Genomic DNA, 26,885 nt, shown 5'->3' on the forward strand with positions numbered 1-26,885 from the left:
GTGCTCTTGCATCGGCGCGCGCTTCGGGTTTGTCTGCGCGCCCGTTTCCCCTGGGAGGATGACATGGATTTCGGCCTGTCCGACAAGAAAGCCCTCGTTCTGGCGTCGAGCCGCGGTCTCGGCCTCGGCATCGCCGAAGCGCTGGCGGCTGAAGGCGCGACCGTCATGCTGGTCGGCCGCACCGCCGACCGCATCAAGGCCCATGCCGAGGCGATCACCGCCCGCGGCAAGGGCAAGGCCTATGGCATGGCCGCCGATCTCGGCGCCGACGGCGCCGTCGACGAGATCGTCGCCCTCGCCGAGAAGACCCTCGGCCAGATCGACATCCTCGTGAACAACACGGGCGGCCCGCCGGCCAAGCCTGCGACCGAGGTTGCCCCGGACGAGTGGGCGAAGCTGTTCAAGGTGATGGTCGAGCCGGTCTTCCAGATCACCGCCAAGGTCCTGCCGGGCATGCGCGCCCGCAAGTGGGGCCGCATCCTGACGGTCGCCTCGTCGGGCGTCGAGAACCCGATCCCCAACCTCGCCCTGTCGAACGCCCTGCGCTCGACCATCGTCGGCTGGTCGAAGACGCTGTCGAACGAGGTCGCCAAGGACAATGTGACGGTCAACATGATCCTGCCCGGCCGCATCGCCACCGACCGGATCAAGGAGCTCGACGAGGCCAATGCCAAGCGCTCGGGCAAATCGATGGACGAGATCCAGGCCGCCTCGATCGCCACGATCCCGGCCGGCCGCCTCGGCACCGCCGCGGAATTCGGCGCCACCGCCGCCTTCCTCTGCTCCGAGCAGGCCGCCTATATCACCGGATCGAAGATCCGCGTCGACGGCGGCGCGACCAAGAACGTCTGAGCCAGGCGGGGGCAGCCTCCACAAGGGGCTGCCCCACCGCCCCCCAGCGTCGGGGCAGGGCCAGCTGTTCGTACCGGGCATGACGGAAAGGTCGGCGCCAAGGACCCGGCCCGGATGACACGTCCGCCGCCCTCGGCTAAATCCTCCCCCCATGATCCATCCCGCCAAGGCCGCCCTGCGCGAGGCCGCGCTCGCCCGCCGCGACGCCCTTGATCACGCCTTTCGCATCGAGGCGGCGTTGACGCTGGCCGAGACCTTCCCGCTCGACCGCATTCCCGTCGCCGGCAGGGTGGTGTCGGGCTTCCTCCCCATCCAGTCCGAGATCGACATCCGTCCGCTGATGGACCGCCTGCGCCAGGCCGGCGCGCGCCTGGCGCTGCCGGCGTTCCCGGACCGCAAGGGCCCCATGATCTTCCGCGAGCTCGTCCGCGGCGCCGAGCTCGTGCCCATGGGCTTCGGCACCTATGGCCCGGGACCCGAGGCCGCCGAGGTCCAGCCCGACATCCTGCTCACCCCGCTTTCCGCCTTCGACCAAGCCGGGCACCGCATCGGCTACGGCAAGGGCCATTATGACAGGGCGCTCGCCCGCCTCGACGCGCTGGCGCCGCGCATCGCTGTCGGCATCGCCTTCGCCTGTCAGGAGGTTGACGCGGTGCCGCACGAGCCCCATGACCGGAGACTGGATTTCGTGCTCACTGATAGCGGTTTCAGGACCTTCTGATGCGCCTCCTCTTCCTCGGCGACGTGGTCGGCAAGGCCGGCCGCACCGCCGTCACCGAAAAGCTGCCCGGCCTCATCGCCGACCTGAAGCTCGACTGCGTGGTGATCAACGGCGAGAACGCCGCCCATGGCTTCGGCATCACCGAGGCGATCTACGAGGAGCTGCTCGATGCCGGGGCCGACTGCGTCACGCTCGGCAACCATTCCTGGGACCAGCGCGAGGCCCTGGTCTTCATCGACCGTGCGCCCCGCCTCGTCCGCCCGGTCAATTACCCGTCCGGCACGCCCGGCCGCGGCGCGGCGCTGGTCGAGGCCAAGAACGGCGCGCAGGTGCTCGTGGTGAATGTCATGGGCCGCGTCTTCATGGACGCCATGGACGATCCCTTCGCCGCCGTCGAGCGCGAGGTGGAGGCCGCCCCGCTCGGCCGCGTGGCGGACGCCATCGTCGTCGACATCCATGCCGAGGCGACCAGCGAGAAGCAGGTGATGGGTCATGTGCTCGACGGACGCGTCTCGCTGGTCGTCGGCACCCATACCCACGTGCCGACCGCCGACCACCGCGTGCTCTCCGGCGGCACCGCCTTCCAGACCGATGTCGGCATGTGCGGCGACTATGACGGGGTCATCGGCATGGACAAGGCCGAGCCCCTGCGCCGCATGCGCGAGAAGACGCCGGGCGGCAAGTTCGAGCCGGCGGGCGGGCCCGCCACCCTGTCGGGCATCATCGTCGACATCGGGCCGAACGGTCTCGCAACTGCGGTGACGCCGCTGCGCGTCGGCGGGGCGCTGTCGCCGACCTGACGGCCGTCAGGGAAAGAGGGCGCCGGCCGCGGCGAGGGACGTGTTCTCGACGAGGTCGACGCGACGGACGGTGCCCCCGGCATCCTGTGCCGAGCGGGCGAGGCCGTCGGCGATCTCCGCCGCCTGGGCGTCGCGATGGACCCGCACCGCGGCGACAGTGGTTTCGGTGGCACCATCGATCCCGAAGAAGACCAGGTGGCCTTCGCCCCGGGCTTCCAGCAGGACCAGGCGGTCGACGAGCGCCGCCCGCGCCCTCTCGGCGTCGGGCGGCAGGCTGATGAGCAGGACGACCGCCATGACCGTCAGCCGTTGCGGAAGAGGTAGCTGTAACCGTTGATCGCCGGCACGCCGCCGAGATGGGCGTAGAGCACCTTCGATCCCTTGGGGAAAAAGCCCTTCTTCACCAGATCGATCATGCCCTGCATGGATTTCCCCTCGTAGACGGGGTCCGTCATCATGCCCTCGAGCCGGGCCGACAGCCGGATGGCCTCCACCGTCTCGGGCGAAGCGAGGCCGTACTCCGGATAGGCATAGTCCTCGTTGAGCACGATGTCGGCGTCGGTGATGGCGCGGCCGAGGCCGACGAGGTCGGCGGTGCGTTCGGCGATGCGCTTGATCTGCGCCCGCGTCTCCTTCGGGGTGGCGGAGGCGTCGATGCCGATGACGCGGTCGGCGCGGCCGTCGGCCGCAAAGCCCACCACCATGCCGGCCTGGGTGGAGCCGGTGACCGAGCAGACCACGATGTAGTCGAAGGCGAAGCCGAGTTCGGCCTCCTGCGCGCGCACCTCCTCGGCGAAGCCGACGAAGCCGAGGCCACCGAACTTGTGGTCCGAGGCGCCGGCGGGGATCGCATAGGGCTTGCCGCCCTTGCGCTTCACGTCCTCCAGCGCATTCTCCCAGCTCTGCTTGAACTCGATGCCGAAGCCCTCGTCGACCAGTTCCACATGGGCGCCGAGGATGCGGCTCATGAGGATGTTGCCGACACGGTCATAGACGGCGTCGTTCCAGTTCACCCAGCTCTCCTGCACCAGGCGGCACTTCATGCCGAGCTTGGCGGCCACCGCCGCCACCTGGCGGGTGTGGTTCGACTGCACGCCGCCGATGGTCACCAGCGTGTCGCAGTTCTGCTGGATCGCCTCGGGGATCAGATATTCGAGCTTGCGCAGCTTGTTGCCGCCGAAGGCGAGGCCGCTGTTGCAGTCCTCGCGCTTGGCCCAGAGCTCGACGCCGCCGCCGAGATGGGCCGACAGCCTGTCGAGCTTCTCCAGCGGCGAGGGGCCGAAGGTCAGCTTGTGGCGGGGGTAGCGGTCGAGTTTCAGGGCAGTGGCCATGGCGGCATCTCCGGAGGGTGGGCGGAGGCGGCCACCGGCAGCATCCGATGGGCCATGATGGTGAGCCATCCGGAGAGCACCGGGGTTGCGAACTTGCACAAGAATTGCATCGTCTGTTGCGTCAATCGCCGCCGAAAGCGCAATCCGGATGAAGAAACCTCAAGTCTCACGCAATCCCAAGTCGCAGTCTGCGATGTCCCCTCCGGAGCCGCTGGACCGCATCGACCGGAAGATCCTCAACCGGCTTCAGCGCGACGCCGCCATTCCCAACCAGGATCTCGCCGATGCGGTGGGGCTGTCGCCGGCCCCGACGTCACGCCGCGTCCGGCGCCTGAAGGACGAAGGCTACATCGCCCGCGAGGTCGCCCTCGTCGATCCCGCGCGGGTCGGCTCGATGCTCATCGCCTTCGTCTCGGTGGAACTCGACCGCCAGCGCGAGGACGTGCTGCGCTCCTTCGAGCGGGTGATCTCGACCCAGCCCGAGGTGCAACAATGCTACTTCGTCACCGGCGAGACCGACTACATGCTCATCGTCCTGTGCCGCGACATGGACCACTACAACGACTTCGTCCGGCAGGTCCTCGCCCGTGAGCACAACATCAAGCGCTTCCGCTCGAGCTTCAATCTCCAGCGGATCAAGTTCGACACGGGCATCTATCTGGAGGAATGAGGGGAATTGGCCTGTTGAGCTCGTGCCAAATTCCGGCACTCCTCGACGAAATCGGGAAACCGCAGCCGCATCTCAATCTGCTCGGGAAGCGTTAGATTGTACCAGAAGCCAATCCCAATGGGACCCACCGTCCGAGATGATACGAACCTAATTGGGGTCAAACTGGGCGGCTTTGTAACTATGACGATTCCGCCATGGGCTGCATATTGGAGAGGAGAATCGTTGCCCAAGACATTTTGAATTTTATCGAATTGCGAGTCTCGACCAATATCGATCCATATGCAATTGCGAGAATTCCGCTGTAATACAAATCTCGCAAGGTGCATCGGGATCGGGGCGCCAATTTCAGCGATATGGCAACCAATAAGCTTTGCGAAATACCTGAACAAATCCGTATATAATTCGCTTCCCGTCTGAAGGTCTTTTTTATCAAAAACGGCTCGGGGGTGCAAATCCTGACTGGCATATGCTTCGGCGCGAGCAATAAATGTGCTATACACGCGATCAGCCCGCTGGGTAGCACTTGTATTGCAGATCTCACAGCTTGTGGCCGAGAATTTTAGCCGCTTCGCGTTTGGGCTCTGCAACAAATAGACTGGCTGCATTGACCCACCTGTGGGGGCCAAAGTAATTGCCTCTGATCCAAAATGCCGACGAATGTCGGTTGACTTTATCTTATGCTCGCGCGTCATTCTGAGCCCGCTCGTGCAAATCCAGCACTGGTTCGGTGCGAACGGCTTCACAAAGAAGTAGGGTAGCATTGACAAGTCCCGGCCGCCCAATTGGTCGCCAGCGACCCTAGCTGAGGCGCAAATGCGCAGCAGCGGCCTGATTCTCTCAGTTGGGACGTCACCTCCAACCGCTTGACCCCCCATCAGCTTCCCCCTAATCCGCAGCCCATGTCGCACAACACCTTCGGCCACCTGTTCCGCGTCACCACCTTCGGCGAGAGCCACGGGGTGGCGCTCGGCTGCGTCGTCGACGGCTGCCCGCCTCGGATCCCGCTGACCGCCGAGGACATCCAGGCCGATCTCGACCGCCGCCGTCCCGGCACCTCGCGCTTCACCACCCAGCGCCGCGAGCCCGACGCGGTGAAGATTCTCTCCGGCGTGATGATCGACGACGACGGCGTGCAGGTGACCACCGGCACGCCCATCGCCCTGGTGATCGAGAACACCGACCAGCGCTCGAAGGACTATTCCGACATCAAGGACAAGTTCCGGCCGGGACATGCCGACTTCACCTATGAGGCGAAATACGGCATCCGCGACTATCGCGGCGGCGGCCGCTCCTCGGCGCGCGAGACGGCGGCCCGCGTCGCCGCCGGTGCCATCGCCCGCAAGGTCGTGCCGGGGCTGGTGGTGCGCGGCGCCCTCGTGCAGATGGGCCCGCATGCCATCGACCGCGCCAGGTGGGACTGGGACGTGGTCGGCGCCAACCCGTTCTTCTGTCCGGACCCCGACAAGGCCGCCTTCTACGAGACCTATCTCGACGGCATCCGCAAGGCCGGCTCCTCCATCGGCGCTGTGCTGGAGATCGTCGCCGAGGGCGTGCCGGCCGGCCTCGGCGCGCCGATCTACGGCAAGCTCGACGCCGAGATCGCCAGCGCCCTCATGGGCATCAACGCGGTCAAGGGCGTCGAGATCGGGTCGGGCTTCGCCTCCGCGGCGCTGACCGGCGAGGAGAATGCCGACGAGATCCGCATGGGCAATGACGGCAAGCCGCTGTTCCTCTCCAACCATGCCGGCGGCATCCTCGGCGGCATCTCGACCGGGCAGGCCGTCGTCGCCCGCTTCGCCGTCAAGCCGACCTCGTCGATCCTCACGCCGCGGCTGACCATCGACAAGGCGGGCGGCGAGACCGACATCCTCACCAAGGGCCGCCACGACCCCTGCGTCGGCATCCGCGCCGTGCCCGTCGGCGAGGCCATGGTCGCCTGCGTCATTGCCGATCACTATCTGCGGAACCGCGGCCAGAACGGGTAGGGCAGCATTTGCTGCGTCAGCGAGCTGCGCCCTTGGAGGCTCACCATTTCGGCGCGCGCCTCGGGATGATGAACGTGGAGCTGACATCTGGGCGCGGCAAAGGTTGGGTTGCCTCCCTTCCCGCCTTGTGCCGCTCACCGCCCTCCCCATCGCGAGGTGCGAGCGGAGCGAGCCTCGAAGGACGCACCGTCGCACCGCAGTCTATTCATCCCTGCCAAAACGCAGGGCTGTATCCGCAAAAATTCAGTTTGACTGAAAATTCCTCCCCCGCCATTTTCGGGCCATGAAGCTCGACATCTGGCTCGCCCGTGCCGGCATGACGCGGCTGGCCTTCGCCCGCCGGCTCGGCGTGTCGCCGGCCACCGTCACTGCCCTGTGCAATGGCGATGCGCCGTGGATGTCGCGCGACACGGCGCAGCGCATCGCCGAACTCACGGCGGGGGCCGTCACCCCCAATGACTTTATCGGCCTTGCCGGGCCGCGTGATCAGGAGAGATCCATGCTCGAAGCCACCGAACGCGTGAAGGCCGCCCTCGACGCCTTCGGCAAGGGGCAGATGGTCGTGGTCACCGACGACGACGACCGCGAGAACGAGGGCGACCTGATCGTCGCCGCCTCGCTCTGCACGCCCGAGCAGATGGCCTTCATCGTCCGCCATACCTCCGGCATCGTCTGCACGCCGCTGACCCTGCAGGAAGCGCAGCGCCTGCGTCTCGATCCCATGGTCTCGTCCAACGACTCGCCGCATGGCACGGCCTTCACCGTCTCGGTGGATTACCGCCACGGCACGACCACCGGCATTTCCGCCGATGATCGCACCGCCACGGTCCGGGCGCTGGCCAATCCCAATGTCGGCGCCGTCGATTTCGTCCGCCCGGGCCACATCTTCCCGCTTATCGCCAAGGAGGGCGGGGTGCTCATGCGCTCCGGGCACACGGAGGCGGCGGTGGATCTGTGCAAGCTCGCCGGCCTGCCGCCGATCGGCGTCATCTGCGAACTGGTCAACGACGATGGCACGGTCACCCGCGGACCGCAGGTCACCGCCTTCGCCGAGAAGCACGGCCTCCTGATGGTGTCGGTCGCCGATCTCATCAAGTACCGCCAGGCGCGAGACCGGCTGGTCGAGCGTGCCGGCGAGTTCCCGATCGAGACGCCCTATGGACCCGCCCGGGGCATCGCCTACCGCACGCCCTATGACCGCGTCGAGCATCTGGCGCTGGTCTTCGGCGAGGTCGACGAGGCCGGAGCGACACTCGTCCGCCTGCACCGCGAGACGGTGCTGCGCGACGTCTTCGGCAAGAACCGCTCCTGCGACGCGGCGATGAAGACCCTGGCGCGGAAGGGTGGTGTGCTGGTCTATCTGCGCGACGGCACGGCCGGCGTTCCCGCCCAGTCGCTGGCCGCCACCGCCCCCGCCCCCGACATCCATGAGAGCCACGGCTCGGCCAAGATGCGTGACGACCAGTGGCGCGAGATCGGCCTCGGTGCCCAGATCCTCCGGGATCTCGGTGCCAACCGCATCCGTCTGCTGGCCTCCAAGACCCGCCACTATGTCGGGCTCGGCGGCTTCGGCATCGAGATCGTCGCGACCGAGATGCTGGAGGGCTGACCGGCCCCGCGGCTCCCGGTTCCGGGAGCCGCCGCGGTCATTCGGGCCTGATATTGGCCGCTGCCGCGATGGCCTTCATCTGCTCGATTTCCCTGGCGATCTCGCCAGCCCAATCCGGAATGACACGGTAGACGGGTTCAAATCCCGATTTCCGCATTTCGGCCTGGGCGGCCGGATCGCGCAGGACAGCCGCAAGGGCCTCGCCGAGCTTCGCCCGTGCATCGGCGGGAATGCCGCTCGCCGTCACCACGGCGACCCAGGAGGACAGGTCGATCCCGCCAAAGCCGAGTTCCTGGAGGGTCGGGACGTCCGGCAACATCGGCGACCGCGTCGCCGAGGTCACGGCGAGGGCGCGGACCCTTCCCGATTCGATCTGCGGCCGCGCCGCCACCACCGTGTCAACGAGGAAGGGCACGTGCTTGCCGACGAGATCGTTCATGGCCGGCCCGCTGCCCCGGTAGGGGACATGGACCATGCGGATGCCGGCGACCGACTTGAACCACTCGCCGGCGAAATGCGACACGGTCCCCGTCCCGAACGATGCCAGTGTCAGCTTGTCCGGCTCGGCCTTGGCTGCTGCCACAAGGGCCGGCACGTCCCGGATCGGATGGTCGGCATAGGTCAGGAGCACGAGATTGGCGGTCGCGACCTGGGCGAGAGGTTCGAAATCGCGGGTCGCCACGTAGGGGAGGTTCGGCATGATCGCCGGATTGAGCGTGAAGGTCGAGTTCGACGTGAGGAGGAGGGTGTAGCCGTCCTTTGGGGCCTGAAGCAGCGCCTGGACGCCGATCACAGTGCCGGCGCCCGGCCGGTTGATGACGATGACCGGCTGGCCGAGTCGGCTCTCCAGGGCCCGGCCGAGAAAACGGCTCAGCACATCGGCGGCCCCGCCCGCGGCAAAGGGCGCGATGATCTGCAGCGGCCGTTCGGGGAAGCGGGTCTGGGCCTGCGCCCCCAGCGGGGCAAGAGCTGTCAATGTCGCCAGCAGGGTCGTCACAATGCGTCTGTTCACAATGTTCTCCGCAACGGGGCCTCGCCGGCCCCTCTCGTTCACGACGATCGGCGAAGGGTGAGCCTCGCCGGAACACCCCGTCGCAGCCGCCCGTTCGGGCATGGCGGAATGATCCCCGCGGAAAATAGGCTGCCGATCGGCAGGGCTGCAAGCGGTGGCCGCTGCGCGCCTTGCGTGCAGCACCGTCCGCGCCCTGCGGCCTAATGTCCTTGGGCCAGGACTCCGGAACCGCAGACGTGCGCCTTACTTCCGCGTCATGAAGGCCATGAAGGCCTGTCGCGCCTCGTCGCCCTTGAGCAGCTCGGCGAAAAGCGCGCCTTCCTCGTCCATCCGGGCCCGTACCTCCTCCGCCCCCTTGCGCATGAGGCGGCGCGAATGGGCGAGGGCGATCGGCGGCTTGGAGGCGAGCTTCGTCGCCACCGCGAGGGCCTTGGCCTCGATCTCAGCCGAGGGCACGACGGCGTTGACGAGGCCCATGGCCTCGGCCTCCTGCGCCCCGAAAGGCTCGGCCAGCAGGAGATATTCGGTGGCCTTCTTCATGCCGGCGAGGCGCGGCAGCAGCAGCGACGAGGCGGCCTCCGGCACCAGGCCGAGATCGACGAAAGGCATGCGGAACATGGCAGCCGGGCTGGCATAGGCGAGGTCCATATGCAGCACCATGGTGGTGCCGATGCCGATGGCGAGGCCGTCCACCGCGGCGATCATCGGCACCTCGACGGTCGCCAGCGCCTTGATGAAATCGCCCGCCGGCGATCCGGCGGAAGCCCCGGCCGCCGAGCGCTGCATGAAGTCGGCGATGTCGTTGCCGGCGGTGAAGACGCCCGGGCCGCCGGCGAAGACAACGGCACGCGTGCCCTCGGCAGCCGCATTCTCGATGACGCCGCGCATCGTGTCGTACATGGCGCCGGTCAGCGCGTTCTTCTTGTCGAACCGGTTCATCCGCACCAGCACCACGCCCTTGTCGTGACGGGTGACGGTGACATGGTCGGTGCCGGCCTGCGCAGAGATGCGGTCCATGGAGGGATCCTCAGCTCGCGAGCGGGATGTCGAGGTCGGTGACCGAATGGCCGCCGGTGACGATGGAGGCACCGAGCCCGGGCGCCGCCGTGGCGAGGTTCTCGGCGAAGAAACGGGCCAGGCCCAGGGCCTCGGCGCGCTCGGTATCCGAGGCGCCGTTGCCGCGCAGCCGCAGCGCCTTCTCGGCGAGCGCCGTGCCGCCCAGCGCCAGTCCGAACAGCCGCGCATAGGGCGTGGCGCCGGCCTGCGCATCCGCGGGGTCGGAGGCCAGCGCCGTCAGCAGGTGCTGCGTCGCGCTCTCCAGCGCATCGACCGCCGCACCGAGCCGCACCGCGGTCTGGCCGAAGCCGGCAGCGTTGGCGCCCTTCACCTCGGCGATGACGTGGCGCATGCGGGCGATCTCAGCCGCCACCAGCCCGCCGCCGTCGATGCCGATCTTGCGGGTGACGAGGTCGATCGCCTGGATGCCGTTGGTGCCCTCGTAGATCGCGTAGATGCGGGCGTCGCGCATGTGCTGGGCGGCGCCCGTCTCCTCGACAAAGCCCATGCCGCCATGCACCTGGACGCCGAGCGAGGCGACCTCGTTGCCGATGTCGGTGGCATAGGCCTTGGCGATCGGGGTGAGCAGCGAGGCCCGGGCATGGCCGGCCTTGCGCTCGGCTTCGCTGGCGCCGAGATGGGCGCGGTCGATCTCCGCCGCCAGCATGTAGCAGATGGCCCGCGCCGCCCGCGTCGAGGCGCGCATGGTCGCCAGCATGCGCTTGACGTCCGGGTGTTCGATGATCGCGCTGATGCCCTCGCCCTTCGACCCCGGCGCCCTGCCCTGGCGGCGCTCCATCGCATAGGCCACCGCCTGCTGCGTCGCCCGCTCGGCGATGGAGACGCCCTGCAGGGCGACGGCGAGACGGGCATTGTTCATCATCGTGAACATCGCCATCAGGCCGCGGTTCTCCTCGCCCACCAGCCAGCCGATGGCGCCGCCGGCGTCGCCATAGACCATGGTGCAGGTCGGCGAGCCGTGGACGCCCAGCTTGTGCTCGATGGAATGGCAGCGCACGTCGTTGCGCGCGCCGAGCGCGCCGTCGTCGTTGACGAGGATCTTCGGCACCAGGAACAGCGAGATGCCCTTGGTGCCGGGCGGTGCGTCGGGAAGGCGGGCCAGCACGAGGTGGATGATATTCTCGGTCAGGTCGTGCTCGCCATAGGTGATGTAGATCTTCGAGCCGGTGATCCGGTAGGTGCCGTCACCGGCGCGCTCGGCGCGGGTCCTCAGGCCCGACAGGTCGGAGCCGGCCGACGGCTCGGTGAGGTTCATGGTGCCGGTCCATTCGCCGGAGACCATCTTGGGCAGGTACTTCGCCTTCAGCGCCTCGGAGGCATGGGCCGTGATCGCCTCGATGGCGCCCTGGGTCAGCAGCGGGCCGAGGCCGAAGGCGCCGGAGGCCGCGTTCCACATCTCGATACAGGCGGAGTTGACGACACAGGGCAAGCCCTGCCCGCCATAGGCGTCGGCGGCCATCAGCGCGTTCCAGCCGGCGGCGGCCCAGTCGCTGTAGACCTCCTTCCAGCCGGGCGGCATGGTGACCACGCCGTCCTTGAACGGGGTTCCGTGGTGGTCGCCGAGCCGGTTCAGCGGAGCGATGCGCTCGGCGGCGAACTTTCCGGCTTCATCGAGGATGGCCGCGATGTCCGCGACGGTAAGATCCCCGTAGAGGCCGCTCGCCAGCATTTGTTCGAGGCCGACCACATGCTTCAGCGTGGCGAGCATGTCGGTCACGGGCGCGCGATAGGTCATGGGCAATCTCCGTACGACTTTGGTTCTAGGTCTGACATGGTCCAGCGACAAGGACGCCAAACGCATGATTGATCGGCGCCTCGCAGACGGTCCGGAGGGCGGGTCGCCGATGGTCCTGAATGACGGGGCCTTTGCCTGCGGCGGGATCGCGGGAGATGAGTTTCTGCGGCCGCCGTGCTAAGCGCCGCCTATGCCGCCCCGCTCCACCCTCCGTCTCGCGCCTGACGCCGCCGGCATGGCCGAAGCCGGCCGCCTCCTGCGTGCGGGGCGGCTCGTCGCCTTCCCCACCGAGACCGTCTACGGCCTGGGCGCCGACGCCACCGACGGCCGGGCGGTCGCCGCCATCTACGCGGCCAAGGGCCGGCCGAGTTTCAACCCCCTCATCGCCCATGTGGCGACGCCAGAGGCGGCGCTCGCCCTCGGCCGCTTCAATGCCGATGCGCGGGCGCTCGCGCGCGCCTTCTGGCCAGGGCCGCTGACGCTGGTCGTACCCGTCGCTTCCGGCGAGGCCGTCGCCGATCTTGCCCGCGCCGGCCTCGACACGGTCGGCCTGCGCGTGCCGAGCCACCCGGTGGCGATGGCCCTGCTCGCCGCCACCGGCCGCCCCGTCGCGGCGCCCTCGGCCAATCTCTCGGGTCATGTCAGCCCGACCACCGCCGCCCATGTCCTCGCCGATCTCGACGGCCGGATCGACGCCGTGATGGACGGCGGCGCAACCGCTGTCGGCGTCGAATCGACGATCGTCGCCTGCCTCGACGGCCCGCCGGTCCTGCTGCGGCCCGGCGGCGTGCCGCGCGACGCGGTGGAGGCGGTCATCGGTCGGCCTCTCGCATCCGCGACGGGGGAGGCGACCATCGCGCCGGGCATGCTGGCCTCGCACTATGCCCCGAAGGCAGCCATCCGGCTCGACGCCACCGGCATCGAACCCGGCGAGGCGTTGCTCGCCTTCGGGCCGGGGGCCCCGTCCGGTGCGGCTGACATCCTCAACCTGTCGCCGACGGGCGATCTCGCCGAGGCCGCCGCCAATCTTTTCGGTCACCTGCGGCGGCTCGATGCGTCAGGCGCCCGGCGCATCGCCGTCATGCCGATCCCGGCGCAGGGGCTCGGCGAGGCGATCCGCGACCGCCTCGCCCGGGCCGCCGCGCCGCGGGACTGACGCTTAGCGTTGGAATGTCGCCACCAGTTCCACATGCGCCGACCAGGTGAACTGGTCGACCGGGGTCACCGTCCCGAGTTTCCAGCCCCCCGCGGCGAGGAGGCAGGCGTCGCGCGCGAAGCTCGCGGCGTTGCACGAGACCGCAACGATCCGGCCGATATCAGCCTTGGCGAGGATGGCGGCCTGCGTCTCCGCTCCGGCGCGCGGCGGGTCGAAGACGACGGCGTCGAGCCCCTTGAGGTCGGCGGCCATGAGCGGCCGGCGGAACAGGTCGCGGGTCTCCGCCTGGATCGGCTTCAGCCCGGAGGCCATACGTACGGCCTGGGCGAGGGCGGCGATGGCGCCCGCGTCGGCATCCACCGCCCGCACCTTGGCCTGCCGCGCCAGCCTGAGGGCGAAGGGGCCGACGCCGCAGAAAAGATCGGCCACGGATTTCGCCTTGCCGACCCCCGCGAGGACCAGTTGCACCAGCGCCTCTTCCCCGGCTTCCGTCGCCTGCAGAAAGGCGGCGGGCGGCAGCGGCACCCGGTGGCCGTCGATCATGATGCTCGGCGGCTCGCGCTGCATCACCAGGTCGCCGTGATTGGTGAGGCGAGCGAGGGGGGCGGCATTGGCCGCCTCGATCAGGCGCAGCCGGTCCTTCTCGCCGAGCTTGCCGGGACCGCGCATGTCCATGTCGAGCCCCTGCAGCGTCGCGGTGACCTGCAGGTCGATCGGCTTGCCGACGCCCTCCAGCGCACGGGCCACGAGCCGCGCCGCGGGAAGCGCCCTGTGGAGGGAGGAGGCGAGGAGCGGGCAGGCCTCGATGGCGACGATGGCGTGGCTGCGGGCGGCGGCGAAGCCGACATCGAGCCGGGTTCCCGCGCCGCGCCGGGCGTGGAGCGTGACGCGCCGCCGTCCCGCGCCCTCGGCGTCGATGGTGGGCGCCACCTCCGGGTGAAGCCCGTGCTGGGCGAGGGTCGCGACAACCAGGTCCCGCTTCCAGGCGAGATAGGGCGCCCGCGCCCAATGCTGCAGGGCGCAGCCGCCGCAGGTGCCGAAATGCGGGCAGGGTGGCGCGACCCGCTCAGGGCTCGCGGTGACGATGCGCGAGGGGACGACGCGTTCCGCGACGCCCTCCACCTCCACCACCTCGCCCGGCAGGGTGAAGGGGACGAAGCGCCCCGCGGCGACGCCATCGCCGCGATGGCCGACATGGGAGATGGTGAGGCGGGTGGTCATGGGTTTCCGATCGTTGCCTGCCTGCACTTGGCCCATAGGGGCTGACGGCAGCTCAAGGCCTCGTCCCATGTATCAGGAACTCGCGGTTGCCGTCGCCGCCGGCGATCGGGCTGTCGATCAGGCCGCCGATGCGCCAGCCGAGGCCTTCCGCCTCGGCGCGGACCGCCGCCACAGCGGCCTCGCGCGCCGAGACATCCGTGACGATGCCGTTCTTGCCGACTTGGCCGCGGCCAACCTCAAACTGCGGCTTCACCAGCGCGATGAACGTGGCGTCGGCGGCGAGCAGGGCCGTCACGGCGGGCAGGACGAGCCGCAGCGAGATGAAGCTGACATCGATGACCGCGAGATCAGGCACCGCCGGCAGATCCGACGGCGTCAGCTTGCGGATGTCGGTCGCTTCCATCAGCGTGACGCGGGGATCCGCACGCAGGCTCGCATGAAACTGGGCGCGCCCCGTATCCACCGCGATGACCCGGGCCGCGCCCTCGGTCAGCAGCACATGGCTGAAGCCGCCGGTGGAGGAGCCGACGTCGAGGCAGGTCCGGCCGCCGGGCCTCACCGAGAAGGCCGCGAGCGCCGCGGCAAGCTTGATCCCGCCGCGCGACACCCAGGGATGCGGCGCCTCGGCGGTGATGTCCGCCGTGGAGGCGATCTCCTCCGAGGCCTTGCGCACCGGCCGGCCCTCGGCACGGACGAGCCCCGCCGCGATCGCGGCCTGCGCCCTGGCGCGGCTGTCGAAGAAGCCGCGCTCGACCAGCAGGAGGTCGGCCCGCAGCCGGCGCGGGCTCAAGCCCTCAGGGCCCCGGTTTCGGCCTGGATGAGTTCACGCCCCAGGGCCTCGAAGACCTTGCCGACGATGCCACGCGCATCCAGCCCGCAGCGCGCATACATGGCCTCGGGCTTGTCGTGGTCGAGATAGACGTCCGGCAGCACCATCGTCCGCACCCGGCAGGCGCCGTCCAGCAGGCCGCGATCGGCGAGCGCATGCAGCACGAAGGAACCGAAGCCGCCGATGGAGCCCTCCTCGACGGTGATCAGCACCTCGTGCTCGCGCGCGAGCCGGGTGACGAGGTCGATGTCGAGCGGCTTGGCGAAGCGGGCGTCGGCCACCGTCGTCGACAGGCCGAGCGCCCCGAGATCCTCGGCCGCCTTCAGGCATTCGGCGAGACGGGTGCCGAAGGACAGCAGCGCGATGCGCGAGCCCTCGCGCACGATGCGGCCCTTGCCGATGGCGAGCGGAACACCCTCCACCGGGAGGTCGACGCCGACGCCCTCGCCGCGCGGATAGCGGAAGGCGATCGGCCCGGCTTCATGGACGGCGGCGGTCGCCACCATATGGACGAGTTCGGCCTCGTCGGCGGCGGCCATGATCGTCATGTTCGGCAGGCAGCCGAGATAGGCGACATCGAAGGAACCGGCATGGGTCGCGCCGTCGGCACCGACCAGCCCGGCGCGGTCGATGGGGAAGCGCACCGGCAGGTTCTGGATGGCGACATCGTGCACGACCTGATCATAGGCGCGCTGCAGGAAGGTGGAATAGATGGCGCAGAAGGGCTTGTAGCCTTCCGTGGCGAGCCCGGCCGCAAAGGTCACCGCATGCTGTTCGGCGATGCCGACATCGAAGGTGCGGGCGGGATAGGCCTTCTCGAAGATGTCGATGCCGGTGCCCGAGGGCATCGCCGCGGTGATGGCGACGATCTTCCCGTCCTTCGCCGCCTCTTTCACCAGGCTCTCGCCGAAGACCTTCGTGTAGCTCGGCGCATTGGCCTTGGCCTTGACCTGGGCACCGGTGACGACATCGAACTTCGCCACCGCATGCAGCTTGTCCTCGGTCTCTTCGGCGGGGCCATAGCCCTTGCCCTTCTGGGTGACGACGTGGACGAGGATCGGGCCGAAATCGGCGTCCCGGACATTCTTCAGCACGGGCAGCAGATGGTCGAGATTGTGGCCGTCGATGGGGCCGACATAGTAGAAGCCGAGCTCCTCGAACAGCGTCCCGCCGGTGACGAAGCCGCGGGCATGTTCCACCGCGCGGGTCACCGTCCTGTCGATGGTCCGGCCTAGGCGCTTGGTGAGTTGTTTGCCGATGTCGCGCAGCTTCAGATAGGTCTTGCCCGAGGCGAGGCGGGCCAGATAGGCCGACATGGCCCCGACCGGGGGAGCGATCGACATATCGTTGTCATTGAGGATGACGATCAGCCGTTCCTGCCGGGCCCCGGCATTGTTCATCGCCTCATAGGCCATGCCCGCCGACATGGCGCCGTCGCCGATCACCGCGATGACGGCGTTCTTCCTGCCCGACAGATCACGTGCCACCGCCATGCCGAGCCCGGCCGAGATGGACGTGGAGGAATGGGCCGCGCCGAAGGGGTCATATTCGCTCTCGGACCGGCGGGTGAAGCCGGACAGGCCGCCGCCCTGGCGCAGGGTGCGGATCCGGTCGCGGCGCCCGGTGAGGATCTTGTGCGGATAGGCCTGGTGGCCGACATCCCAGATGATGCGGTCGGACGGCGTGTCAAAGACAAAGTGCAACGCCGTGGTCAGCTCGATGACGCCGAGGCCGGCGCCCAGATGGCCGCCGGTGACCGAGACGGCCGAAATGGTTTCGGCACGCAGCTCTTCGGCGACCTGCCTGACCTGATGTTCGGGGAGCTTGCGGAGATCGGCGGGGATGCGGATCGTGTCGAGAAGAGGCGTGGCTGGGCGGTCTGTCACTCGTGTCACCGGCTTGTGGCGGGACGGATCAATGCGGTTCTCAAGGGCGTCGAGGGGTACACCACCGGACATGGCGGCGCAATGCAGCGGGTGTAGGGCGGCTGATTGGCGCAGCCATGATCTGCGGTCGCAGCGTTGTCGAGAGCCGTGGCTCCCATTATATGCAAAACATAGAATATGAAAAAGGAGCCTCAGTCATGACCAAGGTCTATCCCGAGATCACCCGGGACCTCTCCGCCGGATTGCGCGAATTGCGCAAGGAGGCCGGCGACACCATGGCCGGCTTCTCGACCCTGACCCAGGCCGCCATGAAGGACGGCGCCGTGTCGAAGAAGACCAAGGAGTTCATTGCCCTGGCCCTCGGCGTCGCGGCCCGCTGCGACGGCTGCCTCGGCTACCATGCCGAGGCGCTGGTCAAGCTCGGCGCCACCCGCCAGGAGGTGGCCGAGGTGCTTGGCGTCGCCATCCAGATGGGCGGCGGGCCCTCGCTCATGTATGCGGCCGACGCCTACACGGCCTTCCTGCAGTTCGAGGAGAAGGCCAGGGCCCAGGCCTGACGCCTCACGCCGGCAGGGGGATGAACTCCTCCTCGTCCCCCGGCACGGTGTCGAAGCGCTTCTGCTTCCAGTCCTCCTTGGCCTGGTCGAGCCGCTCCTTCGACGAGGAGACGAAGTTCCACCAGATGAGGCGGGGCCCGTCCATGGTCGCGCCCCCGCACAGGATCAGCCGCGCCGGCGTCACCGCCGCAAGGGTGATGCGGTCGCCGGGGCGCAGCACGAGAAGCTGCCCTTCGCCGAACATGTCGCCCTGGAGGTCGATCTCGCCGGAGACGACATAGAGGCAGCGCTCTTCCGTGTCGGCGTCGACCGGCAGCTTCGCGCCGGCCTCCAGCGCGATGTCGCCATAGATGGTCGGCCAGTGCTGGGTCGCCGGAGAGGTCGCGCCATAGAGCGTGCCCATCACGACGCGGACGGTCTTGCCGTCACCGCTGATGACGGGCAGGTCGCGCTGCGCGACATGTTCGAAGCCCGGTGCCGTCTCCTCGTGGGTCTTCGGCAGCGCCACCCAGCTCTGGATGCCGTGCAGCCTGTGACCCTGGCTCTTCAGGGCGGGATCGGTGCGCTCGGAATGGACGATGCCGCGCCCGGCGGTCATCAGGTTCACCTCGCCCGGCCGCACCGGCAGGTAGGTGCCGAGGGAATCGCGGTGCTGGATCTCGCCTTCGAACAGATAGGTCACCGTCGACAGGCCGATATGCGGATGCGGGCGCACGTCGATGCCGCCGCCGTCGGTGAAGGTGGCAGGCCCCATATGGTCGAAGAAGATGAAGGGCCCGACCATCCGCCGCTTCACGAAGGGCAGGGCCCGGCGCACCGTGAAGCCGCCGATATCGTGGGTGCGCGGGACGATGACCATATCGATGGCGTCGCAGGCGAACCTGTCGCCAGGGGCCGGATCGGGGGTCGGGGCGAAGGACATCGCAGAGCTCCTCTGGGATGGGGCGTCGATGTTGGAAAGGCTAGCGGAGGCGGCCCCCCGGGGCGACCGGCAATCGGGCTCTCACAGATTGCAAGGATGCAAGGTGTCCAGAGGTTCGACTGCCGATCATCGCACTTCGGCGCCCGCAGGCCCCGCCCTTTTTCGCCGGGTCACGTTTGAAGACCGGAGCCATCCCTGAATGGACCGCCGCCCTTCCCAGAATTCACAGATGCCCGGGACAAGGCCTGGAATGGCGGATGGGATGGATACTGGGTAGGGGGCTGGCAGCGTCAGGAGCGCCCTCTATCGGCGTCGCCGCCTGGCGAGAGGACAGTGGAGCCGCTCTGCCGTTGGACAAGCGATCCCGGGAACCTACCTAAGTAGGTGGGCGCCGTGTACCCAAGACCAGGGTCGAGGACAGGGACAGCTCCCGTGAGATCGATAAGGCCCCGGGGAATTTGTGTCCTGACGTGCGTCGCAGCTCCACTTTCACAGATAGGTCGAAAAGCCCTCCGGCGGAAGACCCGTCGGACCGCTCGCAGTGAATTCACCGCCGTCATCCTCTCGAACCCGTTGACGCTTGCGCCCCACCCGTCCCAATAGGCAGCCCGATTTCCCGAATGCCGCCGCCGGAACGCCCGCCATGCCGCTGCCGAAGCCCGTCACCGCCCTCGCCCCGCCGATGCCGGCGCCGCTGATCGAGCGCTTCGCCGCCATCGTCGGGCCCCGCTATGCCATCACCGATCCCGGCGACCAGGCGCCCTATCTGCGCGACGACCGCAGCCTGTATCACGGGCGCACCTCACTGGTGGTGCGGCCAGGCTCGACGGAAGAGGTCGCGGCGGTCATGGCGCTCGCCCATGAAACCGGCACGCCGGTGGTGCCGCAGGGCGGCGCGACGGGCCTCGTCGGCGGGCATGTGCCCCATGAGACCGGTGCCGAGATCGTGCTGTCGCTCAACCGCATGACGGCGGTCCGCGCCGTCGATCCCGCCGGCAATACGATGACGGTCGATGCCGGCGTGACGTTGCAACAGGCGCAGGACGCCGCCGGCGAGGTCGGCCGGCTGTTCCCGCTGAACATCGGCTCCAAGGGCTCCTGCACCATCGGCGGAAACCTCTCGACCAATGCCGGCGGCACCCAGGCGGTGGCCTATGGCATGGCGCGCGATCTTGTCCTCGGGCTTGAGGTGGTGCTGGCCGACGGCCGCATCTGGCACGGCCTGAGGACGCTGAAGAAGGACAATACGGGCTACGATCTCAAGCACCTGTTCATGGGCGCCGAAGGCACGCTCGGCATCATCACGGCGGCGGTGCTGAAGCTCTATCCGGCGCCGCGCGCCATCGAGGCGGCCTGGGTGGCGGTGCCCTCGCCGGAAGCAGGCCTCGCCCTGCTCAACGCCGCGCAGGAGCGCGCCGGACCCTCGGTCACCGGCTTCGAGCTGATGCCGCGCAACCTCTTCGACTTCGTGCTCCGGCACCTTTCCGGCGCGCGCGATCCCCTGGCCGAGCCCTCGCCCTGGTACTGCCTGATGGAACTGTCCACCGCCTCGGCCGCGGGCCTGCGCGAGACGCTGGAGGAGATCCTCGCCGCCGGCTACGAGGAGGGGATCGTCACCGATGCCGCCCTCGCCGACACGATCGACCAGCGCAACGCCTTCTGGCGCCTGCGCGAGGGGATGAGCGAGGTGCAGAAGATGGAAGGCGGCTCGATCAAACACGACGTCTCGGTGCCCGTCGCGGCCGTCCCCGACTTCATCGCGGCAGCGGTCGCGGCCTGCCTCGCCTATATGCCGGACTGCCGTCCCGTGCCCTTCGGCCATCTCGGCGACGGCAACATCCACTTCAACATCAGCCAGCCCGTCGGGATGGACAAGGCGGCTTTTCTCGAGCACTGGGACGCAGTCCAGACCATCGTCCACGATATCGTCGGCACGTTCGGTGGCTCGATCTCTGCCGAGCACGGGATCGGCCGCATGAAGCGCGACCTGCTGCCGGCGGTGAAGGACCCGGTCGCCATGGACATCATGCGACAGATGAAGGCCGTGCTCGACCCCAGGGGCATCCTCAACCCCGGCAAGGTCCTCTAGGACCCCTGCCGGGGCGTCAGGGCCGCGTCAGGCAGCGACCTTGCCGAGGAAGTCCTCGACGGCCGTGCCGAGCCCTGTGGCCGCGCCCTCGACCTTGGCGGTGGTCTCGGCCATGGTCTCCGACGAAGCGGCGCTGGCGCTGGCCCGGGTGGCGATGTCGCTGACGGCCGTCTCGATCCGATTGGTGAGGTCACGCATCTCGCCGATGCTGCGGTTGATCTCCTGGACCGCGGCCGACTGCTCCTCGATACCGGAGGCGAGCGCCGCGGCATTGTGGTCAATCAGTCCCATGCGGCTCGAAATCCCCTCGATCGCGCCGACGGCCCCCTTGGTCAGATGCTGCACGGCGGAAATCTGCTGGGCGATCTCCCCGGTGGCCTTCGAGGTCTGGACGGCGAGGGACTTCACCTCGGAGGCAACGACGGCGAAACCCTTGCCGGCGTCGCCGGCACGCGCCGCCTCGATGGTGGCGTTGAGGGCGAGAAGGTTGGTCTGCTCGGCGATCGACTGGATGAGGGCGACAACCGCGCCGATCTTCTCGGCGGCGGCCGACAGTTCGGAAATGCTGTCATTGGCCTGGGTCGCCTCGCCGGCCAGTTCTCGGACCACTGTCGCGGTCTCGCCGACCTTCTGGGCCAGTTCACCAACGGAGGCACTGAGCTGGTCGCTGGCGGCGGCCACCGCACCGATATTGGTGACGGCGGCCTGGGAGGAATGCGCTGCCCGGCCGGTGATCTCGACGGTCCCCTGGGCCGCCTTCCGGACGGTGCCAGAGGCATCGCCAAGCGCCGTCATGCCGTTGCGCATGCCGGCGAGAATGCCGGCGACGTGTCCCTTGAAGTCGCCGATCGCGGCTTCGAGACGGGCCTGCCGTTCGGCCTGGTCTGTGGCCAGCGAGCGCTCGCTGGAGGCGGCGGCCTCCATGCGCTCGGTGGCACGGTTGGCTTCCGAGACGGCGGCGTCTGACGCCGCGAGCGCGGCCGCGAGGCGGTCGCAGAGCCAGGCCAGCGCCACGGCCTGCGCGACCAGGATGACGGCATGGATGACCACGCGCCCGAAGTCGCCGCCCTCGGGGAACACCGCCATCGGATAGATCATGTTGAGGCCGAGGTGGTGGACGGCGACGACCACCGTATAGGCGGCGACCGACCGCCAGCAGCACCACAGGGCGACGATGGCGAGGCCGGCGAAGAAAGCCATGTGCATGTCGATCTGATAGATCGACCGTTCGAGCGCGAAGGTCAGCATGGCGACCAGTGCCGCGGCGGAGACGGACGAGCCGATGCGGGCCGTCGCATCCGTCCGGCCCTTGCCGATGGCGAGCAGGCCGAGCGCCGCGACGAGCACGGTGCCGGCGAGGGTGATGACCATGCCGCCGGAGCCACGCATCAGGGCGATGGCGATGACCAGCACGGCGACGGCGGCGAGAATGCCCTGCATTGCGACGGCGACCGATCCGCGCAGACGGTCGAGCGTGGATGTGGGTGAAACGAGGCTCATGACGTGGCGTCCCTTCTCAGAGCGAGACGAAAAGTGAAAGACAGGCGGCGGCCATGGTGGCGTCGATGACGAGAAGTGCCCCGGCGCCATAGAGCCGCGTCACGAAGTCGGGATGGTTCGACGAGGCGATGACGATGCGGTTGCTGCGGCTGGCCGAGCGCAGTTCGCCATCCGAGCGCGCGGCGATGGCGGCGGCTCCACCGGCATGGGTCGACCAGGCGAAGACGGCCACCGGCTGGCCGGCGCGCGGCGCCGCAGCCGCGACGATGGGAACCGCGAGGCAGGTCAGAACGGTGAGTGGGAGCAGCAGACGCGCGCTCAGTGCCGGACGCGGAGACATGAAGGATCCGTGGCAGCCCCGGGACGGACGGGATAGTCCGGCGCGAGTCATGGCAAATTGCGCGGAATTTGTTGTTATTTGTTTAAGCATGTGGCACCGGCGGCCGCGGGCCGGTCTCCGATCGACGGGGATCAGTCGAACAGGCTGCCCTGCCCCTTCTGCGGCGCCGCGGCGGAACGGCGGCGGGGTTGCGCCCCGGCGGGCGCGGTGGTCGCAGCGCCGGCCGGCTCCTGCAGTTCAGGCCCGTCATTGGCGACGCGGTTGACCGCCGGCGAGACCGGCACGAGTTCGAGTTCGGTCTGGACCGCCGGCTCGAGCAGCACCGCGGCGCGGTCCGCCGTGGTGGCCGGATCGAGCCATTCGTTCCAGTTGGCGGGCTCGATGATCACCGGCGTGCGGTGATGGATCGCCGCAAGCGGCGGCAAGGCCGGCGACGTCAGCATCGCCACCGTGTCGATCTCGGAGCCGTCCGGCGAGATCCAGGTCTCCCAAAGCGCGGGAAAGGCGAAGAGCCCGCCATCCGGGCGGCGGGCCATGTAGGGGGTCTTCACCTGGCCCGCCCTGTGCCATTCGTAGAAGGCGTCCGCCGGCATCAGCGCCCGACGTCGGACGAAGGCGGCGCGGAACGAGGGCTTCTCTCGCGCGGTCTCGCTGCGGACATTGATGACCAGGGGAAAGTCCTTCGGGTCCTTCACCCAGCCGGGGATGAATCCCCAGCGCATCAGCACGAAACGCCGCCGCCCCTGATCGATGGTGACGACAGGAACAGGCTGTGTCGGCGCGATGTTGTAGCGCGGCGGGAAGTTCGGCCGGTCTTCATAGCCGAAGGCGGCCTGCATCACTTCAGGAATGGTCTTGATCGCATAACGGCCACACATTCAAATCTCACCTGCCCTTGCGTCCTGGAAACTCATGGTCACGACTTAAGGCTTCTTTCACTGCAGGCGTGGCTGAGTGGCGTGTAAAGTTGGGGGCGACCATATTCCATGCTCGACGTCGTTCGTCAGGACTCCACGACAGCGCTGACGCCTGAGCGCCTGCGTGCGGCCAATATTCATCCGGACACGCGGCTCGCCACCGACTACCTCAACCATTTCAACGAAGTCATCATGCTTCTGGAACTGGTCCCGACCATGCCCGACTGCGTGGATGACGTCCTCGCCTGGCAGCCGGCATCCTACCAGCAGCATTTCAACCGCTCCCACTATCGCGACAAGGACCTCGTGCTCCAGGCCTTCGCCGAAGCGCCCGTCGGCTCTCGCCGCCGCTTTCTCGCTTTTGTGGCGGAGATGGACACGGTGATGCTCGATACGATCGCCCAACTGAGAACCCATGCCGGAACACCGATGGCCGGCTACATCGCCGAGGAAGCCTCGGACCGGCTGAAACACCTCGCCGCACGCACGTCCGGCGTCATGAACGCGGTGATCCATGACGACGAGGGCGACGGCGCCTCGGCGCAGGACGCCATCGATGCACTGATGACGCGGTGAGCGGTTCCGGCGGCATCCTCGCGGCGGACCGGTCCTATCCCGCCCGCCCCATCCTCGCCGTCTCGACCGCGGTCATCCGCGACGGGCGCATCCTGGTCGCGCAGCGCGCCAACGCCCCCGGCGCCGGACTGTTCAGCCTGCCGGGCGGTCTGGTCGAGATCGGCGAGACGCTCGCCGAGGCCGCCGCACGCGAACTGATGGAGGAGGTCGGCGTCGTTGCGGCCCCCATCGGCCTGTGCAGCGCCCGCGACATCATCCTGCGGGACGGCGATGACCGGGTGGAACGCCATTTCGTCGTGCTGTCCTTCGCCGCCCGCTGGATCAGCGGCGAGGGCACCGTCTCACCGGAAGCCGCCGCCATCCGGTGGATCCGGCCGGACGAGGCGGCCAGCCTGCCGGCAACCGAGGGGCTGGCGAAGGTCCTTGCTGCCGCCCTCGCCCTGGCCCCGCCCTGAGCGCGTCAACCACCCGCGCAGCTTTCCGTTGCGGCCAGCGGCCACGTCGCTCATATCTCGGCCATGATGAAGCTCGTCCAGGCTTTTGCGCTGCTCGTGGCGCTGGTTCCGGTTGGTCCCGCCGTGGCGCAGGCGCCACGGGCGGCGGCAGCACCCGTGCCGGTACCTCCGGCCGCGCTCAGGGCTCCCTATGAGCCACAACTCCTGCGCCTGTCGGAGATCATCGGCGCGCTGCATTACCTGCGTACGCTCTGCGATGGCCCGGAAGGCGGGGCCTGGCGGCGCGAGATGCAAGCCTTGCTCGATGCCGAGGCTGCCGGAGGGGAACGGCGGGAAAGGCTCGTGCAGGCGTTCAACCGCGGCTATGGCGGCTTCGAGCAGACCCATCGCAGTTGCGCACCCGCGGCCCGGCTGGCGACACGGCGCTATGTCGCCGAAGCGCGGCGGCTGATCGCCGAGATCACCAGCCGCTACGGAAACTGACCGTCTGTATCATTTGGGGAACGGCTCGATTTTCTTCACAGCCGTTAACCTTCCGGTCAGAAACGGGTGTCCCGGCGGGCGGACCATGCTAGGGTTCCGTCTCGTGAAAGGGTCGATCGACGGCCCCGCAATGGACGTCATGATGCATTTTTCTCCTGAGACGACCGTCCGGTCGGCCGAGGCCGAAGACCAGCGCCACGCGGCCATGGGCTACGTCTCCGAAGCCTTCGCCGAGGCTCGCCTTGACGGGCTCGACGTCGATTGCATCGCCCAGGCCGCCATCTTCGCCTCGTTCGTCGAGATGGTCGCGACTTATGGCGAAGAGGCCACCGCCACCTTCGCCCAGCGTCTGGCCGAGCGCGTCCGGGACGGCGAGTTCACCGTCGACCGCTCTTCCCATTGATTCGGACCGCCACCCCCGGGGGCGCCTCGTGGACCCGCGCAGACTGGCCCTTCTCGCAGCCCTGATCACGACGGCGGTGCTCGGCGTATCGGTGGCACAGATCATGCCGCGGGAGGCCCCGCGTCTGGCCGAGCCGGTCGTCGGCGCCGGCTCACCGCTGCGCTCGACGATCCGGGACGTGACGCCGCTGGCGACGGAGGCTCCCCCACCGGCGGCGAGAACCGCGCCACCGCCTGCCACGCCTCCCGCCCCGGCACCTGCCGTTGCGACGCCTCCTGCTGTTGCGACGCCTCCTGCCGCGACACCCCCGGCCGCGACGCCGGTCCCGGCGCCAGGTCCGCGGCGAGCAGCGCGCGCCCCGGTCTCGGTCGAGATCCTCCCGGACAACGAGGACCTGCGCGAACGCGTCGGCTCGATGCGCGAGCGGCTGATCCTCGCCGCCCGTTCCGGCGACATTGCCCGCCTCGGCGTGGTCTTCCAGATCAACGAGACGATGCCGGTCTTCACCCGTGGGCCGGAGCGCGACCCCGTGGCCTTCTGGAAGGCCGCCTCGGGCGACGGCGAGGGGCGCGAGATCCTCGCCGTGCTGCTCAACATCCTCGACCTGCCGGCGGCCCTCATCAACAAGGGTACGCCGCAGGAAATGTACGTCTGGCCCTATCTTGCCCATGTGCCACTGACCGACCTCACCCCGCGCCAGTCCGTCGATCTCTACCGGCTGATGACGGCGCAGGACGTGCGCGACACGCGCACGCTCGGCGCCTGGGTGTTCTGGCGGCTGGGAATCGGCCCGGACGGCACGGTCCATTTCTTTTTGGCCGGAGAATAGGACTGTATTAATCATGTGATGACGCTGGGGCAGCAGCTTCGCCCGGCTGAAGCTTGTCTTATGCGCCCGTTAAGGCTGCAGCCCTTACTTTCGTAAGCTGCATGGTCGCAGGTGGCGACCTCAGCGGAACCGCCGAGCATGCCGGACAGCAAGACCGTCACCATCGCCATCGACGAACTGGTGGCGCGGCAACCGAGCGCCGGACTGACCGACAAGGTCGTCCGGCTCATCGACCAGTTCGCCGAGAATGCCGCGGTCTATACGAGCGAACAGGCGGACACGGTCGACCACGTCATCGCCCGCCTTGTAGCCGATGTGCCGCCCGATGGGCGGATCGCCATCGCCGAGCGGGTGTCGAGCGACCCCAAGGCGCCGCCGCGCGTGGTGGAGCAACTGGCGGAGGACGACTGGATCGATGTGGCGGGACCGGTGCTCGCCCGCTCGCCCCTGCTGTCGAACGAGACCCTGCTTAAGGTGATCGATAGCCAGGGCCAGTCTCATCTGCTCGCCATCAGCCGTCGCCGCACCATTCCTGCAGCCGTCGCAGATGCGCTGGTGGTCCGCGGCAACCGCGCCGTGGTCCGCGCCATTGACCGCAATCCCGGGGCCGATCTGTCGGCGGAGGCTCGGACGCACCTGGACCAGCGTCAACGCGCCAGGTTCGAGGAACTGCGCAAGGCCCCCCGCAAGGCCGTCGAATATCCGGCCGAACTCAGCCGCCAGGACGGAGGCGGCACGGTCAGGTGCCGGCTGGTCGACATCTCCAAGACAGGCGCCAAGCTGATGCTGGCGACGTTGGCGCGCCCGTCGGGGCCGCTGCTCCTGAGCTTCGCCAGCACCGCCGTGAAGCGCAGCTGCGAGCCGGTCTGGCAGGATGGCCGCGACATCGGCGTCCGTTTTCTCTGATCCCCGACGGCGGCTGGCCCAGAG

The 26,885-nt window shown here is 68.5% G+C and carries 27 protein-coding genes and 1 other RNA gene; 15 read left to right on the plus strand and 13 right to left on the minus strand.

The window, feature by feature from the left end; all coding sequences use genetic code 11:
- The first annotated feature begins 63 nt into the window (after window positions 1-63).
- The 3 genes from Q0C57_RS03270 to Q0C57_RS03280 all read left to right on the plus strand — a co-directional run bounded on the left by Q0C57_RS03270 (window position 64) and on the right by Q0C57_RS03280 (window position 2,373).
- The gene (locus tag Q0C57_RS03270) at window positions 64-852 is read left to right on the plus strand and encodes an SDR family oxidoreductase (RefSeq protein ID WP_296572021.1); all 789 of its coding nucleotides are present in this window, start codon (window positions 64-66) and stop codon (window positions 850-852) included.
- A gap of 151 nt (window positions 853-1,003) precedes the next feature.
- Window positions 1,004-1,573, plus strand: a complete 570-nt coding sequence (locus Q0C57_RS03275; protein WP_296572024.1) for a 5-formyltetrahydrofolate cyclo-ligase — start codon at window positions 1,004-1,006, stop codon at window positions 1,571-1,573.
- Complete coding sequence (locus Q0C57_RS03280) at window positions 1,573-2,373, plus strand: TIGR00282 family metallophosphoesterase (protein WP_296572026.1); 801 nt, start codon at window positions 1,573-1,575, stop codon at window positions 2,371-2,373. Before Q0C57_RS03275 ends, Q0C57_RS03280 begins: the two co-directional genes overlap by 1 nt.
- 6 nt (window positions 2,374-2,379) lie before the next feature.
- On the opposite strand, the gene Q0C57_RS03285 is transcribed toward Q0C57_RS03280, so the two are convergent.
- Together Q0C57_RS03285 and Q0C57_RS03290 are read right to left on the minus strand one after the other, a co-directional pair.
- Entirely contained in the window at window positions 2,380-2,670 is a 291-nt protein-coding gene (locus Q0C57_RS03285; RefSeq protein ID WP_296572029.1) for a hypothetical protein, read from the minus strand.
- Window positions 2,671-2,675: 5 nt separating this feature from the next.
- On the minus strand, window positions 2,676-3,704 hold the full coding sequence (locus Q0C57_RS03290; RefSeq protein ID WP_296572031.1) for a 1-aminocyclopropane-1-carboxylate deaminase: 1,029 nt from the start codon (window positions 3,702-3,704) through the stop codon (window positions 2,676-2,678).
- Window positions 3,705-3,897: 193 nt separating this feature from the next.
- Here Q0C57_RS03290 and Q0C57_RS03295 point away from each other — a divergent pair, with 193 nt between their 5' ends.
- From Q0C57_RS03295 to ribB, 3 genes are all read left to right on the plus strand, one after another.
- Window positions 3,898-4,374, plus strand: a complete 477-nt coding sequence (locus Q0C57_RS03295) for an Lrp/AsnC family transcriptional regulator (protein WP_296572034.1) — start codon at window positions 3,898-3,900, stop codon at window positions 4,372-4,374.
- Window positions 4,375-5,273: 899 nt separating this feature from the next.
- Complete coding sequence (aroC, locus tag Q0C57_RS03300; RefSeq protein ID WP_296572037.1) at window positions 5,274-6,359, plus strand: chorismate synthase; 1,086 nt, start codon at window positions 5,274-5,276, stop codon at window positions 6,357-6,359.
- 283 nt (window positions 6,360-6,642) lie between these two features.
- Window positions 6,643-7,968: a 3,4-dihydroxy-2-butanone-4-phosphate synthase gene (ribB, locus tag Q0C57_RS03305; protein WP_296572040.1), complete on the plus strand. Its 1,326-nt coding sequence runs from the start codon at window positions 6,643-6,645 to the stop codon at window positions 7,966-7,968.
- Between the two features lie 37 nt (window positions 7,969-8,005).
- On the opposite strand, the gene Q0C57_RS03310 is transcribed toward ribB, so the two are convergent.
- The 3 genes from Q0C57_RS03310 to Q0C57_RS03320 form a co-directional block, all read right to left on the minus strand.
- The gene (locus Q0C57_RS03310) at window positions 8,006-8,980 is read right to left on the minus strand and encodes a tripartite tricarboxylate transporter substrate binding protein (protein ID WP_296572043.1); all 975 of its coding nucleotides are present in this window, start codon (window positions 8,978-8,980) and stop codon (window positions 8,006-8,008) included.
- 243 nt (window positions 8,981-9,223) lie between these two features.
- Window positions 9,224-9,997, minus strand: coding sequence for an enoyl-CoA hydratase-related protein (locus Q0C57_RS03315; protein ID WP_296572046.1), 774 nt, complete (start codon window positions 9,995-9,997; stop codon window positions 9,224-9,226).
- A 10-nt stretch (window positions 9,998-10,007) separates the two neighbouring features.
- Window positions 10,008-11,792 (minus strand): acyl-CoA dehydrogenase, encoded by a 1,785-nt coding sequence (locus tag Q0C57_RS03320; protein ID WP_296572049.1) that lies wholly within the window; start codon window positions 11,790-11,792, stop codon window positions 10,008-10,010.
- Between the two features lie 190 nt (window positions 11,793-11,982).
- On the opposite strand from Q0C57_RS03320, the gene Q0C57_RS03325 reads away from it, so the two are divergent.
- On the plus strand, window positions 11,983-12,948 hold the full coding sequence (locus Q0C57_RS03325; protein WP_296572052.1) for an L-threonylcarbamoyladenylate synthase: 966 nt from the start codon (window positions 11,983-11,985) through the stop codon (window positions 12,946-12,948).
- A gap of 3 nt (window positions 12,949-12,951) precedes the next feature.
- Here Q0C57_RS03325 and Q0C57_RS03330 read toward each other — a convergent pair whose 3' ends face one another.
- Genes Q0C57_RS03330 through dxs form a run of 3 tightly spaced genes read right to left on the minus strand, consistent with a single transcriptional unit; the run spans window position 12,952 to window position 16,884 of the window.
- Entirely contained in the window at window positions 12,952-14,169 is a 1,218-nt protein-coding gene (locus Q0C57_RS03330; protein ID WP_296572055.1) for a methyltransferase, read from the minus strand.
- A gap of 52 nt (window positions 14,170-14,221) precedes the next feature.
- Complete coding sequence (locus Q0C57_RS03335) at window positions 14,222-14,959, minus strand: TlyA family RNA methyltransferase (RefSeq protein ID WP_296572057.1); 738 nt, start codon at window positions 14,957-14,959, stop codon at window positions 14,222-14,224.
- The gene (gene dxs / locus Q0C57_RS03340; RefSeq protein WP_296572060.1) at window positions 14,956-16,884 is read right to left on the minus strand and encodes a 1-deoxy-D-xylulose-5-phosphate synthase; all 1,929 of its coding nucleotides are present in this window, start codon (window positions 16,882-16,884) and stop codon (window positions 14,956-14,958) included. The genes Q0C57_RS03335 and dxs overlap by 4 nt, the downstream gene beginning before the upstream one ends.
- Window positions 16,885-17,081: 197 nt before the next feature.
- On the opposite strand from dxs, the gene Q0C57_RS03345 reads away from it, so the two are divergent.
- Complete coding sequence (locus tag Q0C57_RS03345; protein WP_296572061.1) at window positions 17,082-17,441, plus strand: carboxymuconolactone decarboxylase family protein; 360 nt, start codon at window positions 17,082-17,084, stop codon at window positions 17,439-17,441.
- 4 nt (window positions 17,442-17,445) lie between these two features.
- Here Q0C57_RS03345 and Q0C57_RS03350 read toward each other — a convergent pair whose 3' ends face one another.
- Both Q0C57_RS03350 and ssrS read right to left on the minus strand, forming a co-directional pair.
- A complete protein-coding gene (locus tag Q0C57_RS03350; protein ID WP_296572064.1) occupies window positions 17,446-18,363 on the minus strand; it encodes a pirin family protein in 918 nt (305 codons plus the stop codon).
- A gap of 332 nt (window positions 18,364-18,695) precedes the next feature.
- A non-coding RNA gene (gene ssrS / locus Q0C57_RS03355) (6S RNA) lies at window positions 18,696-18,850 on the minus strand.
- 156 nt (window positions 18,851-19,006) lie between these two features.
- Between ssrS and Q0C57_RS03360 the strand changes: the two genes are divergently transcribed.
- Complete coding sequence (locus tag Q0C57_RS03360) at window positions 19,007-20,452, plus strand: FAD-binding oxidoreductase (protein WP_296572066.1); 1,446 nt, start codon at window positions 19,007-19,009, stop codon at window positions 20,450-20,452.
- Window positions 20,453-20,479: 27 nt separating this feature from the next.
- Here Q0C57_RS03360 and Q0C57_RS03365 read toward each other — a convergent pair whose 3' ends face one another.
- From Q0C57_RS03365 to Q0C57_RS03375, 3 genes are all read right to left on the minus strand, one after another.
- On the minus strand, window positions 20,480-21,952 hold the full coding sequence (locus tag Q0C57_RS03365) for a methyl-accepting chemotaxis protein (RefSeq protein WP_296572068.1): 1,473 nt from the start codon (window positions 21,950-21,952) through the stop codon (window positions 20,480-20,482).
- Window positions 21,953-21,968: 16 nt separating this feature from the next.
- A complete protein-coding gene (locus Q0C57_RS03370) occupies window positions 21,969-22,292 on the minus strand; it encodes a hypothetical protein (RefSeq protein WP_296572069.1) in 324 nt (107 codons plus the stop codon).
- Between the two features lie 131 nt (window positions 22,293-22,423).
- Entirely contained in the window at window positions 22,424-23,170 is a 747-nt protein-coding gene (locus Q0C57_RS03375) for an SOS response-associated peptidase (RefSeq protein WP_296572070.1), read from the minus strand.
- A 108-nt stretch (window positions 23,171-23,278) separates the two neighbouring features.
- On the opposite strand from Q0C57_RS03375, the gene Q0C57_RS03380 reads away from it, so the two are divergent.
- The 6 genes from Q0C57_RS03380 to Q0C57_RS03405 all read left to right on the plus strand — a co-directional run bounded on the left by Q0C57_RS03380 (window position 23,279) and on the right by Q0C57_RS03405 (window position 26,861).
- The gene (locus Q0C57_RS03380; protein WP_296572071.1) at window positions 23,279-23,785 is read left to right on the plus strand and encodes a hypothetical protein; all 507 of its coding nucleotides are present in this window, start codon (window positions 23,279-23,281) and stop codon (window positions 23,783-23,785) included.
- The gene (locus Q0C57_RS03385; RefSeq protein ID WP_296572072.1) at window positions 23,782-24,240 is read left to right on the plus strand and encodes an NUDIX hydrolase; all 459 of its coding nucleotides are present in this window, start codon (window positions 23,782-23,784) and stop codon (window positions 24,238-24,240) included. The genes Q0C57_RS03380 and Q0C57_RS03385 overlap by 4 nt, the downstream gene beginning before the upstream one ends.
- A 63-nt stretch (window positions 24,241-24,303) precedes the next feature.
- The gene (locus Q0C57_RS03390) at window positions 24,304-24,723 is read left to right on the plus strand and encodes a TIGR02301 family protein (RefSeq protein WP_296572073.1); all 420 of its coding nucleotides are present in this window, start codon (window positions 24,304-24,306) and stop codon (window positions 24,721-24,723) included.
- Window positions 24,724-24,865: 142 nt separating this feature from the next.
- A complete protein-coding gene (locus tag Q0C57_RS03395) occupies window positions 24,866-25,126 on the plus strand; it encodes a hypothetical protein (RefSeq protein ID WP_296572074.1) in 261 nt (86 codons plus the stop codon).
- 28 nt (window positions 25,127-25,154) lie between these two features.
- Window positions 25,155-25,955, plus strand: coding sequence for a hypothetical protein (locus Q0C57_RS03400; RefSeq protein ID WP_296572075.1), 801 nt, complete (start codon window positions 25,155-25,157; stop codon window positions 25,953-25,955).
- 138 nt (window positions 25,956-26,093) lie between these two features.
- Window positions 26,094-26,861, plus strand: coding sequence for a DUF2336 domain-containing protein (locus Q0C57_RS03405; protein ID WP_296572076.1), 768 nt, complete (start codon window positions 26,094-26,096; stop codon window positions 26,859-26,861).
- Window positions 26,862-26,885 lie beyond the last annotated feature (24 nt).

The organism is Phreatobacter sp. (assembly GCF_022843985.1).
Lineage (GTDB): Bacteria > Pseudomonadota > Alphaproteobacteria > Rhizobiales > Phreatobacteraceae > Phreatobacter.

Coding starts and splice junctions, on each gene's coding strand:
- Q0C57_RS03280 (WP_296572026.1), top strand. CDS start 1,573: ATGCGCCTCCTCTTCCTCGGCGACGTGGTCGGCAAGGCCGGCCGCACC.
- Q0C57_RS03395 (WP_296572074.1), top strand. CDS start 24,866: ATGCATTTTTCTCCTGAGACGACCGTCCGGTCGGCCGAGGCCGAAGAC.
- Q0C57_RS03270 (WP_296572021.1), top strand. CDS start 64: ATGGATTTCGGCCTGTCCGACAAGAAAGCCCTCGTTCTGGCGTCGAGC.
- Q0C57_RS03295 (WP_296572034.1), top strand. CDS start 3,898: ATGTCCCCTCCGGAGCCGCTGGACCGCATCGACCGGAAGATCCTCAAC.
- Q0C57_RS03320 (WP_296572049.1), bottom strand. CDS start 11,792: ATGACCTATCGCGCGCCCGTGACCGACATGCTCGCCACGCTGAAGCAT.
- Q0C57_RS03405 (WP_296572076.1), top strand. CDS start 26,094: ATGCCGGACAGCAAGACCGTCACCATCGCCATCGACGAACTGGTGGCG.
- Q0C57_RS03365 (WP_296572068.1), bottom strand. CDS start 21,952: ATGAGCCTCGTTTCACCCACATCCACGCTCGACCGTCTGCGCGGATCG.
- Q0C57_RS03375 (WP_296572070.1), bottom strand. CDS start 23,170: ATGTGTGGCCGTTATGCGATCAAGACCATTCCTGAAGTGATGCAGGCC.
- aroC (WP_296572037.1), top strand. CDS start 5,274: ATGTCGCACAACACCTTCGGCCACCTGTTCCGCGTCACCACCTTCGGC.
- Q0C57_RS03290 (WP_296572031.1), bottom strand. CDS start 3,704: ATGGCCACTGCCCTGAAACTCGACCGCTACCCCCGCCACAAGCTGACC.
- Q0C57_RS03285 (WP_296572029.1), bottom strand. CDS start 2,670: ATGGCGGTCGTCCTGCTCATCAGCCTGCCGCCCGACGCCGAGAGGGCG.
- Q0C57_RS03390 (WP_296572073.1), top strand. CDS start 24,304: ATGATGAAGCTCGTCCAGGCTTTTGCGCTGCTCGTGGCGCTGGTTCCG.
- Q0C57_RS03350 (WP_296572064.1), bottom strand. CDS start 18,363: ATGTCCTTCGCCCCGACCCCCGATCCGGCCCCTGGCGACAGGTTCGCC.
- Q0C57_RS03360 (WP_296572066.1), top strand. CDS start 19,007: ATGCCGCTGCCGAAGCCCGTCACCGCCCTCGCCCCGCCGATGCCGGCG.
- Q0C57_RS03315 (WP_296572046.1), bottom strand. CDS start 9,997: ATGGACCGCATCTCTGCGCAGGCCGGCACCGACCATGTCACCGTCACC.
- Q0C57_RS03370 (WP_296572069.1), bottom strand. CDS start 22,292: ATGTCTCCGCGTCCGGCACTGAGCGCGCGTCTGCTGCTCCCACTCACC.
- Q0C57_RS03345 (WP_296572061.1), top strand. CDS start 17,082: ATGACCAAGGTCTATCCCGAGATCACCCGGGACCTCTCCGCCGGATTG.
- Q0C57_RS03325 (WP_296572052.1), top strand. CDS start 11,983: ATGCCGCCCCGCTCCACCCTCCGTCTCGCGCCTGACGCCGCCGGCATG.
- Q0C57_RS03275 (WP_296572024.1), top strand. CDS start 1,004: ATGATCCATCCCGCCAAGGCCGCCCTGCGCGAGGCCGCGCTCGCCCGC.
- Q0C57_RS03380 (WP_296572071.1), top strand. CDS start 23,279: ATGCTCGACGTCGTTCGTCAGGACTCCACGACAGCGCTGACGCCTGAG.
- ribB (WP_296572040.1), top strand. CDS start 6,643: ATGAAGCTCGACATCTGGCTCGCCCGTGCCGGCATGACGCGGCTGGCC.
- Q0C57_RS03330 (WP_296572055.1), bottom strand. CDS start 14,169: ATGACCACCCGCCTCACCATCTCCCATGTCGGCCATCGCGGCGATGGC.